At 33.3% G+C, this 18688-nt stretch carries 19 protein-coding genes; 1 reads left to right on the forward strand and 18 read right to left on the reverse strand.

Annotated elements, in window-relative coordinates:
• Positions 1 to 34 precede the first annotated feature (34 nt).
• From V6624_RS10560 to V6624_RS10610, 11 genes are all read right to left on the reverse strand, one after another.
• The gene (locus V6624_RS10560) at positions 35 to 778 is read right to left on the reverse strand and encodes a hypothetical protein (protein ID WP_111284901.1); all 744 of its coding nucleotides are present in this window, start codon (positions 776 to 778) and stop codon (positions 35 to 37) included.
• A 21-nt stretch (positions 779 to 799) separates the two neighbouring features.
• Positions 800 to 1480, reverse strand: coding sequence for a hypothetical protein (locus V6624_RS10565; RefSeq protein WP_338841718.1), 681 nt, complete (start codon positions 1478 to 1480; stop codon positions 800 to 802).
• Positions 1481 to 1500: 20 nt separating this feature from the next.
• A complete protein-coding gene (locus tag V6624_RS10570) occupies positions 1501 to 2940 on the reverse strand; it encodes a nucleoside recognition domain-containing protein (RefSeq protein WP_338841719.1) in 1440 nt (479 codons plus the stop codon).
• Between the two features lie 347 nt (positions 2941 to 3287).
• Positions 3288 to 4361, reverse strand: a complete 1074-nt coding sequence (locus tag V6624_RS10575; protein WP_338841720.1) for a winged helix DNA-binding domain-containing protein — start codon at positions 4359 to 4361, stop codon at positions 3288 to 3290.
• Positions 4362 to 4429: 68 nt separating this feature from the next.
• Positions 4430 to 5143, reverse strand: coding sequence for a 3'-5' exonuclease (locus tag V6624_RS10580; RefSeq protein ID WP_111284905.1), 714 nt, complete (start codon positions 5141 to 5143; stop codon positions 4430 to 4432).
• Between the two features lie 190 nt (positions 5144 to 5333).
• Positions 5334 to 5810: a methylated-DNA--[protein]-cysteine S-methyltransferase gene (locus V6624_RS10585; protein WP_338841721.1), complete on the reverse strand. Its 477-nt coding sequence runs from the start codon at positions 5808 to 5810 to the stop codon at positions 5334 to 5336.
• A gap of 216 nt (positions 5811 to 6026) precedes the next feature.
• Positions 6027 to 6602, reverse strand: a complete 576-nt coding sequence (locus V6624_RS10590; protein WP_338841722.1) for a hypothetical protein — start codon at positions 6600 to 6602, stop codon at positions 6027 to 6029.
• A 129-nt stretch (positions 6603 to 6731) separates the two neighbouring features.
• Complete coding sequence (locus tag V6624_RS10595) at positions 6732 to 7568, reverse strand: NAD-dependent epimerase/dehydratase family protein (protein ID WP_338841723.1); 837 nt, start codon at positions 7566 to 7568, stop codon at positions 6732 to 6734.
• Positions 7569 to 7662: 94 nt separating this feature from the next.
• Positions 7663 to 10056 (reverse strand): M28 family peptidase, encoded by a 2394-nt coding sequence (locus V6624_RS10600; RefSeq protein WP_338841724.1) that lies wholly within the window; start codon positions 10054 to 10056, stop codon positions 7663 to 7665.
• Between the two features lie 16 nt (positions 10057 to 10072).
• Entirely contained in the window at positions 10073 to 10420 is a 348-nt protein-coding gene (locus V6624_RS10605) for a hypothetical protein (RefSeq protein ID WP_111284909.1), read from the reverse strand.
• On the reverse strand, positions 10417 to 11946 hold the full coding sequence (locus V6624_RS10610; protein WP_338841725.1) for a bifunctional GNAT family N-acetyltransferase/carbon-nitrogen hydrolase family protein: 1530 nt from the start codon (positions 11944 to 11946) through the stop codon (positions 10417 to 10419). Before V6624_RS10610 ends, V6624_RS10605 begins: the two co-directional genes overlap by 4 nt.
• 177 nt (positions 11947 to 12123) lie before the next feature.
• Here V6624_RS10610 and V6624_RS10615 point away from each other — a divergent pair, with 177 nt between their 5' ends.
• Positions 12124 to 12456: a single-stranded DNA-binding protein gene (locus tag V6624_RS10615; RefSeq protein ID WP_111284911.1), complete on the forward strand. Its 333-nt coding sequence runs from the start codon at positions 12124 to 12126 to the stop codon at positions 12454 to 12456.
• Positions 12457 to 12771: 315 nt separating this feature from the next.
• On the opposite strand, the gene V6624_RS10620 is transcribed toward V6624_RS10615, so the two are convergent.
• The 7 genes from V6624_RS10620 to V6624_RS10650 all read right to left on the reverse strand — a co-directional run bounded on the left by V6624_RS10620 (position 12772) and on the right by V6624_RS10650 (position 18604).
• Complete coding sequence (locus V6624_RS10620) at positions 12772 to 13464, reverse strand: DUF2461 domain-containing protein (protein WP_111284912.1); 693 nt, start codon at positions 13462 to 13464, stop codon at positions 12772 to 12774.
• Between the two features lie 82 nt (positions 13465 to 13546).
• A complete protein-coding gene (locus V6624_RS10625) occupies positions 13547 to 13732 on the reverse strand; it encodes a hypothetical protein (RefSeq protein WP_111284913.1) in 186 nt (61 codons plus the stop codon).
• An 81-nt stretch (positions 13733 to 13813) separates the two neighbouring features.
• Complete coding sequence (locus V6624_RS10630; RefSeq protein ID WP_111284914.1) at positions 13814 to 14332, reverse strand: ferritin; 519 nt, start codon at positions 14330 to 14332, stop codon at positions 13814 to 13816.
• Positions 14333 to 14522: 190 nt separating this feature from the next.
• A complete protein-coding gene (locus tag V6624_RS10635; protein WP_338841726.1) occupies positions 14523 to 15659 on the reverse strand; it encodes an OmpA family protein in 1137 nt (378 codons plus the stop codon).
• Between the two features lie 180 nt (positions 15660 to 15839).
• Positions 15840 to 17234, reverse strand: coding sequence for a hypothetical protein (locus V6624_RS10640; RefSeq protein WP_338841727.1), 1395 nt, complete (start codon positions 17232 to 17234; stop codon positions 15840 to 15842).
• A 33-nt stretch (positions 17235 to 17267) separates the two neighbouring features.
• Entirely contained in the window at positions 17268 to 17897 is a 630-nt protein-coding gene (locus V6624_RS10645; RefSeq protein ID WP_338841728.1) for a chloramphenicol acetyltransferase, read from the reverse strand.
• The gene (locus V6624_RS10650) at positions 17897 to 18604 is read right to left on the reverse strand and encodes an HAD family hydrolase (protein ID WP_111284918.1); all 708 of its coding nucleotides are present in this window, start codon (positions 18602 to 18604) and stop codon (positions 17897 to 17899) included. The genes V6624_RS10645 and V6624_RS10650 overlap by 1 nt, the downstream gene beginning before the upstream one ends.
• Positions 18605 to 18688 lie beyond the last annotated feature (84 nt).

Raw genomic sequence — 18688 nt, forward strand, 5'->3', positions numbered from 1 at the left:
TTTGAATAAGAACTCTTAAACAGTTTTATGCATTTTATTCTGTACTGTTGAATTGATCAAAAGTCATCTTTTTTTCGAAGTAAGGCTTGTCCTTTGCAGACAGCAAAATCTTTTTCCATTTACTGTCTTTTAATTCGAAAGATATTGAATCTGAATGCTGTAGGATTCCCATGTCTATATTCTCATCTTCATCTGCAGGGGTAAATGCAACAGTTTTGCAATAAAAAGATTTTGGCTCAGATTTAGCTGTAGGATTTACAATTTCGACCCAGCTTCCCCAGCCGCTGTCAGACATTGTACTCCATTGGTGAACCTGTTGCAATTCTTTATTTTTTAAATAATACAAGTAATTATCATGCGTATAACCGCAAGCAGGATATCCAACTGAGATTTGTATGAAAGGAGAGTTTTTAGAAGTTTCAGATGTTAACCCGTAAGAGGCGATCCATTCAGAACCTTTTTGAAAGCCTGTAATTGCAATTCCTGAAGATGCTGTTTTGGTTTTATTCTGATAAAAATCTAATCTGTATTTTACAGTTACAATACTGTCTTTATCTGCCTGCTGATCTATTAAATTCGCAAGAATATAATCTGTTGTAGATTCTGTTCCGTCAGTGTAAATGGCTACAGTGTCAGTTTTAATGATCTTTTCATCATTTGTAACAGCTACTGTTTCTTGTGGTTCAATAATTTCTGCAATTGTTGGAGCAGCGTCTGTAGGTTTTGTTTTTTGACATCCGATCAAAAGCAATACGAAGAAGAGGGGGGCTAGTTTCATATTTGTAGTGGTTAAGATTATTTATTTTAAAGATATTACTAAAAGCTTCTTTTTTTGATAAAGTTCTGCTAAAGAAATACTTACTCCATTGAGATAAAAAAGCTGGTTTTCGAATTTAACTTCATTAGGATTTATTAGAAAATGATAATTATCTCGATCATTCAAAACACTTAAATTATCATAATTTAACTCTATAATTTCAATATAATTTATAATATCCAATTTATGAGCTTCTTCTAAAGTTATTGAGCTGTCTTCATATCGAAGAGAAAGTTTGTCTCCTCCGCCAGGCATTCCAAACCACGGAATAACTTTTGCAGACATGAGTGAAATATAGTCAGGAAATTTATTAAAGACAAATGGTTTCTTCTCGAAATTTTCAAAAAAATCAGGAAGAGACTTTCTTTCAAATGGTTCATTGTAATCCCAAAAATAAATACCCTGATTTTGCCAAGAAGGATCTTGCAGGTTTTTTTCGGTATTGCTGTCCCAATAATGCATAAATAATTCACGAGGCAAAAAAGTCAAAATAGAATCATTTATAAGCCAATCAATTTTGTTGGGCTCGAATTGCTTTTCTTCCGATTTTACTTCTTCAACGGGCTTTTCTTCTTCAACAATTGGAGTTTGTTCTAAAATTTGATCTTCTTCTTTGTTTTCGACCTGTTTTTCTTTAGCAAAAATTTTCTTGAATAAATTCATATTTCGTTTTCGGGTTTAAATTAAAAAAACCAAGTCGCTACAAAAATCGCCGTAATAACGCAGATCAAATCAACCAAAAGCATTGTGCCTAAAGCGTAACGTGTGTTTTTGATATTTACAGATCCAAAATAAACTGCAATTACATAAAAAGTACTTTCAGCACTGCACTGGAAAATACTGCTCAGTCTTGCTGTTAAAGAATCTGCTCCAAAGGTATTCATTGAATCAATTAAGAAACCTCTTGATCCAGCAGAACTAAACGGACGAAGCATGGCAACTGGCAACGCATTGGTAATTTCTTTGTTTACGCCTAAGTTCGAAAAGATAAATCCGATTCCGTCGCTTATAATTTCAAATAAGCCACTATTTCTAAATAGCGAAATCGCAACTAACATCCCTAAAACATAAGGAAAAATAGTAACTCCGGTTTTAACTCCGTTATTGGCTCCAACCACAAAAGTGTCAAATACTGTTGTATTGGCATCTTTGAATTTTTTCTCATGTTTGAATGAGAAGATCAAAGTGAAAACAATAATCGAAAGTAAAATTAATCCCGAAAGGTTAGAAGTAAAGTAGTTTTTTCCAATTAAATCCAAGTGATTCACATACATCAGCAAACCAACAATAGCCGCGATCAAAACCATTAAACCAATAAGAAGCGAAGCACTTTTGAAATTGATTTTTTGTTTGATTCCAACAATCAAGAAAGCCGCAATGGTTCCAATAAACGAAGTAATTATGCACGGAAGCATTACATCGGCAGGATTACTTGCATTTGCCGCAGCGCGATATCCAATAATCGAAGTTGCAATTAAAGTTAATCCAGAAGCATGAAGACACATAAACATGATTTGCGCATCACTCGCTTTATCTTTTTCGGGGTTTATTTCCTGTAAACTTTCCATTGCTTTCAACCCAAATGGCGTCGCAGCCGAGTCCAATCCGAGGAAATTGGCAGCGAAGTTCAAAGTCATATAGGAAATCGAAGGATGATTTTCAGGAATAGTCGGAAATACTTTCACAAAAACCGGACTCAAAGCTTTGGCTAAGTTTCCAGAAGCTCCAGAAACGATTAAAAGCTCCATTAATCCGCAGAAAAAAGCTAAATATGCAATAAGCGGAAGAATTAAATCAACCAAAGTGCTTTTACAAGTTGGCAATAAACCATCTGATTTTTGCAGACCGCTGTAAATTTTTACTGTTTTGCTTTTAAAAACGTAAGTCGTGTCGGCATTTAGCGTATCACGATTGATAATCATGGTTTGATCTGGCGCTTTTTTTATGCTGTCTTTGATAAAAGCAGGAAGTTCTTCAAGGTATTTTTCAGAAACTAAAACAGGATCGTCTTTCTTTCCATTCAAAACAGAATCAATGGTATAAGTATTGGCAGTAAACAAACTGACTACAATAAAAACTATCGAAGAAATAAAAATCGTTAACCAAAATCTGCTTAATACCATAATTACATTTTTTTGTAAATGTAATTATTTAGCAATAAAATGCATAAATATTTTGTCTAATGAGCGGTATTTGATGATTATGGATGTGATATTAATGTTTTGAGTATTTGTATTTTTAAACTGTCCCAAAATGTTTATGTGTCGCTCCGCTGGAGCTTTTGGATGTTGGGGAAATTAAATTTGCGATAGATATTTCGCTCTTCCAGAGCTATTTTTAACTTTAGAAAACAAAATTATATGTAAATGAAAAAGCTCTGGAAGAGCGAAATATCTATAGAAATCAATTAGGCTATAATTAAAAAGCCCCAGCGGGGCGAAATCTAAATTATCTATTTTTTGAAAATTGATTATCCAATCACAATTTTGGTTTCCAAATAGGTCTCAAAAGCTTTAATCCCTTCAAACAGGATTTCTTTTTTCGAACTTTCAGTTTCTTTGAAAAATTCTGTTTCTATTTTAACATGATCTTTTTTGACGGTTCTTTTCCAGATTCCGATTACTTTTCCATTTTCTAAAATTATGGGCTTAAAAATGCCATTGTTGGTAAAAACTTTCGATTGATGTTCTGTATTGAAAGACGCTTCACGTGTTTTATACGAAATTAAAATCTCATCAAAAGCAGGAAGAAAATGTACGCTTTCGCGAAAGACATCCGCATCAAAACCATCTTTTTTAAACCAATATTCCTGATTATCAATGGTAACATGATTTAATTGCAACTCTATTGCGTTAACTGTTTTTTGACAAATTGTAGGCGGAAAACCTGACCACCACGAAAAATCGGAGACTGTTGCTGGTCCATGACTTTCAAAATAACGTTGAGCAAGTTTTGCTAACGCTTCTTCTTTGGTCAATTTAGTTTTTGGTTTAGGAACTCTTTCTTCGAGCAAAGCATAAGTGATTTGTTTGCCTTTCATTTTTCCATTACAAACCAAACCATCCAATTCGGCATTCATCATAATCGCCGCGCTCAAAAAATCGTCACTTCCAGTTTTGGTAATTCCAAGTTCCTGCATGATTTCATTTCGAGTCAAATGATTATTTCCTGTTAATAGTTTTTCAATCGAATTATTGGTTTGATTTAGCTTTTTGTCATCGTAACCAAATTTTTTCGCTGCAGAAGCTGTAAAACGTTTCACTTGAGGTGCAGAAAGATCCATCATCCAATAAATATCTTCTGCCGAAACAAAATGCCAAGTTGGTCTCAGAATATGGGTCCGAACAATTTGGCCCGAATTAATAGCTTCTTCAATTTCTTTCTCTGAAAAATCGCATCGAGAGCCAATAGCCCATTTCGCCATTGCGTAATCTTGAGCCTGCATAGCACCAAAATGTTTTACAATTTCTTGTGGCAAACAAGAACTTGTTTTATAAAGCTTTTGGGCAACCAAACGATGATGTGAAATTTCAGAATGCGTCATTTAAAAAAATTAAAGATTATGAGTTTAAACCTTTGTTCCTTTGCAACTTTGACCCTTTGTACCTCTAGTTAAACATGAATAATTTCATCTTCAATAAGCAAATCTTCTCGGCGTAAGCGCAAGAAAATTTGGGCAACAGCAATTGTATCTTTTTCGCAATAGGTAATAATTCGGTCAATATCTTTTTCGACATAATAGACATGAGCAACCTGACTTCCGTCAATATCTCCTTTTGGAGAAGGAATACCAAGAATTTTAGTCAACAATTTTAAAGAAGTAAAATGCTTATAATCGCCAAATTTCCATAATTCTAAAGTGTCGAGATGTGGAATTTCCCAAGGTTTTTTCCCGAATAAATTAAGTTTGTCTGGAATTGGCATTTGATTGATGATCATTCGCCTTGCAATAAACGGAATATCGAATTCTTTAGAATTATGTCCGCACAACAAATGCTGTGGCTGTTTGAAATGATTGTTGATCAGATTTGAAAAGTCTTTTAGGATTTTCTTTTCTTCACCAAAAAAAGAAGTCACTCTAAAATTACGAACATCGCCTTTAATCGTAAAGAAGCCAACTGAAATGCAAATAATCTTTCCAAATTCAGCCCAAATTCCGGCGCGTTCGTAAAATTCTTCTGGTGTAAAATCATCTTTACGTTGATATTGCGTTTTTAAATCCCAAAGTGACTGCATTTCCGCGTCAAGCGAATTGAAATTCTCTTCTTCAGGAACAGTTTCTATATCAAGAAAGAGAATGTTATTAAGGTTTATCTTTTCAATCATATTTTTTTAGCCACGAATTCACGAATTTATTCTAATTTTTATTTGCTATAAATGTACACAAATTTGATTTTTTATGGAGCATGAAATATATAATTGAATGAATTTTCTTATTTAAATATTGAAATGTAAAAAATAAAGAAAGTTAAAGGGAAGAAAAATAAGGGATAATTTGTGTAATTAGTAGCAAATACTAAAACAAGCTTTGCTGTGCAGATGGACTTTCGTGTTCCAAAAGCCATTTTTTACGTGATAATCCGCCGGCGTATCCAGTTAAAGATCCATTTGTGCCAATAACGCGGTGGCAAGGCACAACGATCCAAAGCGGATTTTTACCATTTGCAGACGCTACAGCGCGAATCGCTTTTACATCTCCCAATTTTTTGGTTTGATCCATATAACTTACCGTTTTCCCATATGGAATTTCTAATAATGCTTTCCAGACTTTTTGCTGAAATTCGGTTCCTTGCGGATTTAGTTTTAGATCGAAATCGGTTCTTTTGCCTTCAAAATATTCATTTAATTGAGAAACGGCATCTTGTAAAACCTTTGGAATTTTCTTAGAAACTTCATTTGTACCAACATCAGAAACAGAAATCACGGCAATACCATTTTCATCTCCAATGATTTTGGTGATTCCTAGAGGTGAATTGATGTAGACTGTTTCCATGATTTTTGAGTTAATTACAAAGATAGGAAGGTTTCGCAATCCCGATAGTTATCGGGAGCAAAGTTTTTTTAAACCATATAAATTACATAAAGTAATTTAAGTTTATTGTTTTTGCATCGCACGGTTTATACGATTGTTAGCCTGAATGAAGTCGAAGGTTTGTGAAAAATAATATCTCTCTCTGACTTTATTAAATATAGAAATATAAATAATCAATTAAAAAGTCATTAATAAACCACAGTTTGATTCTTTTGCTTCTTCGTAAATTTCAATTAATTCTTCATAAGCTTGTATAATTTCTTTATCTAAGCTTTCAGTCTCGAAGATATCTATGAAGTTTTGTTTTAAACTTATTAGTTCTTTATGAATGCTAGAAATTTGCTGAGAGTCAATAAAACCAAGTCCCATTTTGCCTGGGTCTAGAGTAAAATTTTCAGAATCTAATGATTTGCCAAGTATATAATATTCATTATTGAACTTAAGGTCTAATTCATCAAATGATTCTAATAATAATTCCCAGCTATAGGATAACCCTAATTCTTCATCAGGATTATAATATTTTGTCATTGCAAAATCGGCTAGTTCTTGAATGTCTTCGATTTCTAATTCTTCTATCCATTGAGCGGTAAGTTCTTCTCCTGAATAAGGTGACTTTAAATCGTTTAAATTTTGGTTTATAAAAGAAATTAGCAATTTTTCGTTGTCTGTTTCTCCAGCAGTAAGAATAATTTCTGATAATTCTTTTGTAAAGGCTGATGTATTAAACAAAAATGATTTGTGTTCCATTGACATGATTTTCGCTTTAAAATTTTTTGCAAAAATGTTTTATGGATGCGTTTTTAATAGCCTCAAAAAGATGTATTTATATCACTTTAAGTTTAAATGAGAATTTCAACTTTACCAAACCTAATATTTTAGAGTTTAATAATTATCTAAACAGAATTTATAGTTCAAATAGCTTTCTATCCTTTCACTCGAAACAACCTTTTTGATATTCGATTTTTCAGAACTGAATTTCGGTTTCTCCAAGTTCATTTCGATCGCTTTATTTGTGTAATATTCTTCTCTCGTTGGATGAAAAGGTGCAACGGCATTAAAAATTTCATTCCATTTCGATTGGATTATTATTTCCTCAATAATTCTAATGCAATCCTTTTGGTGAATTAAATTGATTGGCGCATCTGGATTTTCAAGGTTTTCTTTTCCAGCTAAAAATTTTACAGGATGACGATCTTCTCCAATTAATCCGCCGAAACGTAGAATTGTCGTTTCGAAGTTTTGATTTTCTTGAAGAAGATTTTCTGCTAAAACCAATTGTTTACCACTCTCAGTCTCTGGATTAGGAATAGTTTCTTCGTTTATAAAACGATTATCATCACCATAGACAGAAGTTGAACTCACAAAAAGCACTTTTTTAATGGTTGATTTTTCTATAAAAGGAATTAAAGTTTGGATTTTTTCGACAAAAATTTTCTTTTCAGAATTTGGATTGGCAGCTCTTAATTTTGGCGGAATATCAATAATTAAAATTTCGCTTTTCGCTAAAAAAGTATTGATGTTCTCAGAAACACTTTCGCTTTCAAGTCTTCCTTCGACTTCGTTTAGGAGGACAAGAAAAGGATTTATTCCTAAATTTTTTAAAATAGAAAGTTTGTTTTCTGAAGTTGTTGATCCGTTTACTGAATTTCCTTTTTCAATTAATGCTTTTGCTAAAGGAAGGCCAAGCCAGCCACAGCCTAATATGCTTATTTGTTTCATTTTTTGAGATTCAAAGACACAAAGGTAAAGAGGAGTAAAGAATTTTTGGTTACAGTTAATAAAAAAGGCAGATTTAAATCTGCCTTTGTGTTTTTTATTCTGGTTTTACAGCTGGAGCTGTTACGCTATCTTTTGCAACCGTTAAACTATCTTTAACCACAACTGGTTCGATCGGTTTTACTGGAGGTGTATATCTTTTGATTTTCTGCTGTATTAAAACCGCATCATTCAAAACAAAAGGAGTTGGCATCATCCAGTTTTCTCTTGGTTTAACATTTAATAATGGATTGCTCATTAAATCAAATGAACTTTCGATTAAATCCATATCAAAAATAGACGATTTATTGATGTAGAATTCCATTTCAAGCGGTTCATTGCCTACAACATAATAGCATAAAATTTTGCTGTCTTCTCTCTGCAGACGATTTCCTTTTTCTCCTGAAGTCGCTACGCCATTTGCTTTAAAGTTATAAAACGTCATTTTTGGATTAGCGTAAATGTCATAACGATTTACTTTTCTATTTGGAGTAATCCTGATTTTCAAATATCTATTGTTTCCAATAACGCTGTCTCTCAAAAATTGAATTGTTGGTTTTGGAACCTCCACAACTGGCGCTATAGCGCTGTAAGTAAATGTTGAATTGTATTTGCTTGAAAGAGGCAGTGTATTCAAACCAATCGCTTTCTGATTCGTTTGCCCTAAATAAGATTTAGTCCATTCGTCTAAATTAGTATCATAAGTTGTCCATACAGCAGAATTATTATCTGCATTATAAACATACAATAGACTGTTTGATTTGGCTTTAAATTGTTCGTAACCTGAATTATATCCTGCGTAGACGAAAAATGAGATCGAAGCGATAAAGAAAATTACAATCCAAGCGCCTTTTTTAGCAAATGCTCCAAAAATTGGAAGCAGCAATCCGAATAATAAAACGGTTAAAATAGCACTTCCATATAAAATTTTAAGCCCTAAGCCAATTGGAAACATTACGATAAAGGGAGCAATAATGGCTAAAGCTGGAATGCTGAAAATTAAATTCATTCCTAAACTGTAATGCTGTGTAAAGACAAATATTCCGAATAAAAGTATTCCGAAATAAACGGGAATGATTAAGAAGCCAGCGCCGGTTAAGCTGTTTGCTAAAAACCCGTTAATGATAATCCAAAGCAATAAAGGAGCCACAAAATGATTCATGGTAATTTTAGCTTCAGAGAAATGGTGGTAGAAAGCAAAACAAATTGCGATACTCAAAGTAACAAAAGCGCCTATGTAAGCATGTCCGTTATAAGTAAATCCGTTTAAAAGATCAGAATATTGCGGATAAATTTCAAGCATTAACTTCCATCCTAAAAAGGTTACCAATCCCGCAATTATAATTGAGCCAAGAAAAGGAACAAAGCCTTTGAAAATTTCTGTAAAAGTGATGATTCTTTTTACTTTTCCAACGAAAATAAAGAAAACCAATAAGCCAAAAGCAATTAGTGTCATTGGCATTACCCAAGAAAACGGATAATTGATGAAAGAAAATGGGGCACTGAAATAAACATTATCTTGAGTAGATTCTGTTTGGTTTAAGTCAATGTTTGAGAAGTATTTTATCAAAGGCATGATGTAAGTGCCTTGATGTGCGAGTGTTGTTTTGTTTAAATGCTGTACATCATCCTGCTGTGTATGATAATTGAAATGACCATCGATAAAAGCAAAATTGAAACCCTGGATATTTCCTTGTTCTCTAAAAACGGTTAGATCAGTATCATTCGGAAGCATTTTGTAAATGCTGTACATGAGAGAGTTTGAAACTGGATGAGAAGGTTTTGCGTTTGAAAATTCTCTAACCAAAGCCTCATTTCCTTTATTGGTTTCCAGTAACATGTAACTTGGACCAGAAGTTCCTCTTGCTTCGAAATTTAAAACTAAACCAACGTCTTTTGCCCAAGGATGCTTATTCACAAACAGTGCTGCTCCGTTTAATCCTAATTCCTCAGCATCTGAGAATAATATGATAATATCGTTTTTTTGAGGATGTTTAGAATATAAAAAGGCACGTACACCTTCTAAAATTGTTGCGACACCAGAAGCGTCGTCGCTTGCACCTTTTGAGAAAGAATGTGGCGCGCTATCGTAATGAGAAAGAAGCAAAAGTGCTTTTGTATTGTCCGTTCCTTTAATTCGAGCTAAAATATTCTTTGACTTTACTAAAAGACCTTTATCATTTAGAGTAAAACCTTCCTGAATACTCGTTTCTAAGCCTATTCTGTTTAATTCTAGTTTTAGATAATTGGCAACTAATTCGTGATTTGTTGATCCGACGTAGTGCGGTTTCTGCGCAATAATCTCAACCTGATTTAAGGCTCTTTCGGTCGAGAATTCAGCAAGCGCTTCGTCATCTTTAGAGATTCCTTGCGGCATCATCGTGGCATATATAATGCCGAGTAAAGCTAAAACGCAGGCTATGGCTAGAATTGAGGTTTGGTTTTTTCTCATGGTGAATAAATACTAACTATATTTCTTTTTTAACAAGCATAAAATAATCATTGTCCAAGGAACGATAGCCTTGATCGTACAAGAAATAATATGTATTTCCTGTCTTGGTTTGTAAAATGTTTGTAAAGAACTCAAAATCAAAGCCTTTGTTCAGCATTTTGTCTCTTGAAGCTTTCGATTTTCCGTCTACATTTAACTCTGCCAAAATACGGTAATTTTTGCGTAACTTGTTGTTTATATTTCGCATGAAATTCGTACTATCTTTATTTATTTTGTTATTGTAGGCATTTCGGCAGCTATCTGAACAGAATTTCTTGTCTTCGCGACCGAAAATTTTGGCTGAGCATTCGAGGCATGTTTTCATGAATTCAATTTTTTAATTTCGTAAAGATCTGTTCTTCGGTCTTTTAATGTTTTGACGCTTCCGTGTTCATGAAGTTCTTTCAATAAATTAAGATCAACATCTACAATTAATGTCATTTCTGTATTTGGGGTAGCTTCAGCTTTGATTCCGTTACTTGGAAAAGCAAAATCAGAAGGAGTAAATACAGATGACTGCGCATATTGAATGTCCATATTATTTACTTTCGGAAGATTTCCAACGCAGCCCGCTATTGCAACGTAACATTCATTTTCGATGGCGCGTGCTTGAGAACAATGTTTTACGCGTGTATAACCATTTTGCGTATCGGTTAGAAATGGTACAAACAATATATTCATTCCTTCATCTGCCAGAAGTCTTGAAATTTCTGGGAATTCGACATCGTAACAAATTAAAATTCCAATTTTACCACAATCAGTGTCAAAAGTTTTAAATTCCGATCCACCTTTCATTCCCCAATGAACAACTTCGTTTGGCGTGATATGAATTTTGGTATACATTTCTGAAGTCCCGTCTCTTTTGCATAAGAAACCAACATTATAGAGATTTCCGCCTTCTAAATAAGGCATACTTCCAGTAATAATATTGATATTGTATGAAATGGCAAATTCCTGAAACTTCTTTCTAATAGGGTCAGAGTGACGTGCTAATTCACGAATGGCTTCTGCTTCAGACAAATGATTATAATCGGCCATTAACGGCGCAATAAACAATTCTGGAAATAAAGCAAAATCAGATCCATAACCCGAAACGGCATCAATGAAAAATTCAGCTTGTTCAAAAAGGGCTTCAACATTATTCAACGGACGCATCTGCCACTGAATTAATCCTAAACGAATAATGTTTTTCTTCAGATTAATCAGTTTCGGACTATCATCATAATAAATATTATTCCATTCCAGTAAAACTGCAAATTCTTTCGATTCTTCATCTCCTTCCAAATAATTTTTAATGACTCTCAAAACGTGAAAATCATTGCTTAATTGGAAAGAAAGAACGGGATCGTATAATTCTTTGGTTCGTACTTTTTCAATATACGTTTTGGGAGACATTTTTTTGGCATGTTCTCTATAGTTCGGAATCCTTCCCGCAAAAACAATCGCTTTTAAGTTTAATTGTTCACAAAGTTCTTTTCTTGCATCGTATAATCGACGGCCAAGACGCAAACCTCTGTAGTTTGGATGAATAAAAACATCAATTCCGTATAAAATTTCAGCATTATCATTGTGAGTAGAGAAAGTGTAGTCACCGCTAATCTGTTGATAATTGTGTCTCTTCTCTACTAATTTTTCATCGACAATAAGAGATAGGGCAGAGCCAACAACTTTTCCGTCAACCAAAATCACCAGTTGTCCTTCTGGAAAAATTGAAAGCAGTCTTTCAATATCATCAGATCCCCAATACGAATCGGCCATTTCTGGATACGATTCGATCATTGATTTTTTTAATTGTTTATAGTCTTCAATTTCAAGATTTCGTAATTCGACTTTTTTAATTTTTGTCTGCATATCGTAAGATTTATCTCAAATATACAAAAAACAATTTCCATTTACAAACGCTTACAAATACTTACAGTCGATAGTAAATAGTTAGCAACCGACTGTCAGTACTTGGGTTTTGCATCTTTGCCGTGTTGAATTTGATGAACGATTCAATTTAATAGTAACATAAAAATAGTATACGCCATGAGTGCAATTAGAAACAAAGTACAATTAATCGGGAATGTTGGTAATGATCCAGAAATTAAAACATTAGAAAGCGGTAGAAAACTAGCACATCTGACAATCGCAACAAATGAGATTTATAGAAATGATAAAGGCGAAAAAGTAGAGCAAACCGAGTGGCATCGTATAACAGCTTGGGGGAAAACGGCTGAGATAATTGAAAAGTATGTTGTGAAAGGAAAAGAAATTGCTGTTGAAGGAAAACTGACGCACAGAAGCTATGATGACAAAAACGGAGAAAAGAGATATATAACTGAGGTTGTAATAAATGAAATTTTACTGCTGAGTAAATAATGCTTTTACAAAATAGCTAAACCCGACAAGTTTTTGAAACTTGTCGGGTTTAGCTAATCGCTGTTTATCTCTAAAAACAATTCATTCCGTAGGAATGTCTCGTTGGTAGAACTCGATTTGAATTATGGTTTGACGTTCCGTAGGAACGTTTGATTGTTAAAGCGGATGTTATTCCGCATAACAGGTGTCCCTACAGGACACTACCTAAACAAAATCATTTTTTTTCTACCAACGAGATATTCCTAACGGAATAATCATACCAAACCTGACAGGTTTCAAAAACTTGTCGGGTTTATATTTTACAGAAAATTATTTTTATAAAATTGATACCCCATTAGCGTCAGTCGTCAGCACTTCGCTCATATAATCAAAAAAAGGCCTCATATTTTTAAAAGCATCAAGAGCCAGTTCTAAAAATTGCGGACTTAATACTTCGTCATCAGTAAAACGTTTTATCACCAAGAACTGTTTGAAGCGAAGTAAATCAATCGCGGGATGATCTGAATCAAAACCTTTTGGAGATGTTTTTAATTGTTCGCCTTGAAGAGTTCCAAAATTGCTTTTGAAAGATTTCGAATTCAGTATTTCTTGGAAGGTTTCTGGATCGTGAGCAAATTCGGTTCTTATTCGTTTTAAATCTGCTGTATTTGGACCCCAAAAGCCACCTGCAAAAAAGCTGTTTCCTTTTTCGAGATGAAAATAATAACCACCACGTCTCGCAGCAGTGGCACGAGTATAGCTTCCGCCCCAAAATGTTTTAAAAGGAGTTTTATCTTTAGAAAAACGAATGTCACGATAGATTCTATAAACGCTTTTTTTGCCTGAAGTATTTTCTAAGACATCAGTTTTGGAAAGTTCTTTTAATAAAGCGCCTGCAAAATTCTCAATATGATTTAACTCAATTAAATATTCAGATTTGTGCTCGTCAAACCAAGGTCTGTTATTGTTTTCTTTAAGCTGGACTAAAAAATCCAAGCTCGATTTTGGGATTGTATTGGTGTTTTCCATAATGCAGTTTAAAAATCGGAAGATAATTATTTTCTAAAATTAAAAAACCCACCGAGAATTCTGGTGGGTTTTGTATATTTTGTTAAGCAGTTTTTTTGAATAAATCAAACATAGGACAACGTGAGCAGCGTTTCTTTTCACTTTTCTTATATTTCTCACAGCAAGAAGATTTACAATTTTCAATCTTCTTAATTTTATCAAGGATAACTTTATTCTTTTTGTCTTTTTTATCCTTTTTCTTGTCCTTGTCTTTTTCTTTCTTGCTCAATTTTCCTCTGTATTATAAAAACAGAGACAAATATAAACCAAAAAAGTTATTTTTAAATATTCTAAATAAACTTTAACTTTTTTATTTGGGATTGATAGCGATTGAGCTAGTAACTGTTAATTGCTGAATATCACGGTCGAACAAGTAAAGTCCACCTTTGTCATCTCCAATTAAGTTGATTTTATCTAAGATAGATTTTGCTGTAGCTTCTTCTTCAATTTGTTCAGAAACGTACCATTGCAAGAAATTGTGAGTCGCATAATCTCTTTCTTCAAAAGTAATATGCACCAATTCATTGATAGATTTCGAAACAAAAAGTTCGTGATTGTAAAGCTCCTCAAACATTTCTTTGAAAGTAGAATATGTTGTTTTTGGCGCTTTAAGATCTGTTACCTGAGCGTGACCTCCGCGTTCATTTACATACTTAACTAGTTTAAGCATATGTGCACGCTCTTCGTCTGACTGTGTGTACATAAATTGAGCAATTCCCTCTAATCCTTGTACTTCAGCCCAACAAGCCATAGAAAGATAAGTTTGCGAAGATTCTGCTTCTATGCGGATTTGCTTGTTTAAAGCTGATTCAATATTTTTTGATAGCATAATAGATGTCTTTTTTGTAAAATTAAGAAAAATTATTGATTACCCTTTTCAGAAACCTCGAAAACATGAGCCTTTTGGATTAACACTCAATTAAATTTTAGTAAGCGGACAATTTCTGAAATTGTTTCTTAAACAAAAAAAGTCCTTAAGAACAAACCTTAAGGACTTTTAGTCAAATCTTAAAAAGAAATTATTTTACAATAAAAGTAACTCTTCTAGCTAATCTTCTAGCTTCATCAGAATCTTTTTGGATAGATGTATCTGCACCATTTGCAACAACATTTAAACGAGAAGAAGCGATTCCTGCTTTTTCAAAAATAGTTTTTACATTAGTTGCTCTTGTACGAGATAGTTTTTCATTGTACTCCGCTTTTCCAACTTGATCAGCATAACCTACTAGGTCTAGAGATGCAGAAGGATTTTTTCTTAAGTAATTTAAAACAACATCGATCGCAGCAGTTGAATTTTCGATTGGAGTTGTTTTATTAAAGTCAAAATACACACTGTAATATTTATCGTTGATCATTCTTTTGATCAAATCATTATCCGTTAGCTGTGCATTGTTAACTTGTTTTTCAACAACAACTTCTTTTTGAACTGGTCTGTTTTTGATTTGTTCTTCAAGATCTGATACTTTATTTTCTAAAGCAGTAAGATCAGCATAATTGTTATTACCTTCAGTAACAACCCAGTCAGCATGTTTTGTGTTTTTTCCTAAGTACACATTTAAACCAACAGTTCCATTAAATAAAACTCCTGAAAACCCTCTGTTACCTGGAACGTACGCCCCATCAAAAGTACGATCTTGAGATGCGTTTAAGATAGTTGAGAAATCACCAGTTAAAGCAAGTCTATTTGATAATCTTATTTGTCCAGTTACACCAGCAATAAAGTTACCCACTTCATCTGCTCCTTTAAAATTATCATTTCTTAATTGACCATAACCAAAACCAGCATGGCCTAATAAACCAATAGTGTTAGTCCAGGTTTCAAAATTCATGATACGGCCTAAGTTGGCAACGGCTTGTAAATCTACTCTATAGTATTTTGAATCAAAATCGATAGAGCTGCCTTTTGCAGTTAAACTATTGTACCCAAAATCTGCCTTCAAACCAAATTTGTTATTAAACATGTAGCGAACACCTAGATCTCCAGTCCATGGACTTACAGTATTAGTTGAATATCCATCGCTAAAAGGTTTTTGTGGTTTATTAAAACCAGCACCTAATTCTACAGACCACTTATTAAAACTATTATTGTTTTCTGTTTGAGCACGTACTCCTGTTAATGCAAGGGCAAGTGCAAGGGTCATTACAACTTTTTTCATTGTTATCTGAGATTTTAAATTTGGGTCAAAACAACAATAATTTGTAAGTAAATACTTCCCCTAAAAGCCAAAAAGGTATTAGAATAAGCTTACTCCTTGATTATGAAATAGTTGAAAAAAGAGGTTGTAAATGGCTATAATTCGTCTTTTTAGAGCTAAGTCACTGATAGCGAATCTGTTTTAATTAAATTCATCTGTGAACTTGCGCAAGACAAGTTGTTTGGTAACTAAGTCGTAATAACTTAAAAGAGTGTAATTACTTAATTTTAGGGTATTAGAAAGAAGAGCTTCTTTATGAGAATCTAAAAAATAATAAATCTTATCACTCGCAAATGGTTCATGCGTTTCTTGAGTCAATTCTAGTTTTTTAGTCCAAATACTTTCAATAAACACAGAATAGTTGGTTTCTAAATTATAATAACCGCGAGAAGGAAAATCTCCAAAAAAATCATCAAAATTGAAACCACTCATGGAAACTGTTTTTAAATCGCTGCCCGTTCCTCCTAAAGTTATAAAGAGATTTTTTTTGTTTTTGAATACAGAAAGGCCAGCATCAAGATTGGATAATTCTTTTAAAAACTTGGCTGTGTTTTTTAATTGTCTGGGCGCGCGATCTTCAATCTGCATTAATAATGGCGAATTACTAAAACGGATCGTATCTTTTTTTGAAACGGCAAATGTTTTTATCGATTCGCCAGTTGTGTAATCTTTGATGTCAAATAAGAGTTCATCTGCATTTACATTGATCTGATACAGTTTGTTTTCATGATAAAAAGAATTGGAGGTTTTTGGATTTTTTTCTCCAATAGGCTTCATAAAAGTCTTTTCGGTAATCTCCAAACTATCTAAATTTATTTCAAATAGTTGTGTTTTTCTAAAACTTTGATCCAATGTTAGAATCAAACGATTAGGCAAAGTATAAATTTTAGTTTTTGAAGTAGCTTTATATAACGGATTATTTTCTCCAGAATCCATTTTTTCAATGGGATTTTCATTCAGAATTTGATTGAATGTTCTTTGCTGGGTTTTACGATCTCGAAAAACAAAAGAACTGAAATCAAGAAGCCTTTCTTCTGCTATTCCATTTTTAAAAACAAATGCAGTTAAGGATTGTTTTGTTTTGCTCTGCATTAATAAATAGAAATGGTTGTCTCTCTGATATTGTGTTACAATAAATTGTTCGTCAAGAGGAACAGGAAATTTTAAAGCCCTAAATGTCTTGGTTTCCATGAAATATTTAACCAAAATGATGTTTTTTTCTTCTCCAGAAAACCAATATAAGGTTGGATTTCCGTCTTCGCTAAAACTGCATCCCATTAAGGATCTGTTTTCGACATATTTTCGAGAAGTTATAAACTTATCATTTAGAAATAAAGCGTTGTTGTATTTTAATATTGAAAGACTATCTGGAGTTGCGACAAAAGCAAATACATCATGAGTTGTAGTATTTTCGGCATTTAAAACTTGAGTCTGTCCTATTTTGTTTTTTAAATCTATGGGATAAGAGTGAAGTACCGTTTGACTCAACAAAACAGTACTTGAGATTAAAGACAAAAAAAGGAAGATTTGTTTCATATGTTTTTACGCTCAAAAATCATTCCGCTTATTTTATTGATTCATAAGCTCTTGGAAAGTATCTATAAATTGACCAACATGTATTCCGTCCATTAAACCGTGATGTACATAAACAGCCATTGACATTGTTTTTTTGCCAGTTTCATTGACCATCATTTTTCCAAAAGAAATTTTCGGACAGCTGTCTGGGTACGTAAAACTGCGCGCATGGGTAATCGAACTAAAATTTATCCACGGAATTGCCGAGAAATGTATCAGATTATCATTATCGAAAGATCTTGTAAAAAGTCCGCTTGTATTTTGAATACGCTCAATTTCGGTTAAGGCAATTTGTTCAAATGTTTTAAAATCTGGATGATATTCGATTAAAGAAAACCCAAAAGTGCCATCTTCACGGCCAATAGTTGCCGATGCATCTATTTGGTCGTTAATGTAAATCTCGTTTTCTGAAATTCGATATCTAAAATTTTCAATGGCATTTACTGCAACCAAAGTTTTATGCAAATAGAAAATGAAGAAAGAAGAATTGATGCTTTTTGCAGTTTGATACGCTTTTGTGCAATCTATTTCTACGGTAACACCAAAAAAAGGTTCTTCCATTTGTTTAAAATGGGCAAAATGCTCTTTTCTATTCCAATTTTCTAGGTCTAAAAGTGTTTTCATTATAATAAATTCGGAACAACTTCTGCAATAGTTTCAAATGAACTAAAGTGTTCGTGCTCGATAGTGTGATTAATTTTTTCGTGTTCCCAAGTAGTATGAAACGGAATATGAACGGCGTAACCTCCAATTCCTAAAACTGGCAAAACATCTGATTTTAATGAATTTCCGATCATCAAAAACTCATGCGCCTGAATATCCAAACGACCAAGTAATTTTTGATAATCAATTTCTTGTTTGTCTGACATTACTTCGATGTGGTGAAAATAATGCCCTAAACCAGAACGGTGTAATTTACTGTGCTGATCTTTTAAATCGCCTTTTGTGGCAACAACCAATTTGTATTTGCCTTTTAAGGCTTGAAGTGTTTCTTCGATTCCGTCCAGTAATTCGATTGGTTTTTCGAGTAATTCTTTTCCGTATTGAATGATTTTTTCAATGACTTCAATCGGAATAGTATTGTTCGAAATGTTCATCGCTGCTTCAATCATCGAAAGAATATAACCTTTGATTCCGTAACCGTACAAAGGAAGATTGGCAATTTCGATTTTAAATAATTCCTGCGAAATGCCTTGATGCGAAAGGTAATCTTCCATCAAAGCGCAAAATTTATGTTCGGTTTCCTGAAAATAAGGTTCGTTCACAAACAAAGTATCATCGGCATCAAATGCGATTACTTTTAAGTTTGGTATTTTAGTTTTATGTAACATAGAGTTTTTTGTTTCAAGTGTTTTTTTATTTCAGGTTTTTAGCCACGACCCGAGCGATAGCGAACAGGCGAAGCAATTCACGAA

It is taken from the genome of Flavobacterium ginsenosidimutans (genome assembly GCF_037478105.1).
GTDB lineage: Bacteria > Bacteroidota > Bacteroidia > Flavobacteriales > Flavobacteriaceae > Flavobacterium > Flavobacterium ginsenosidimutans.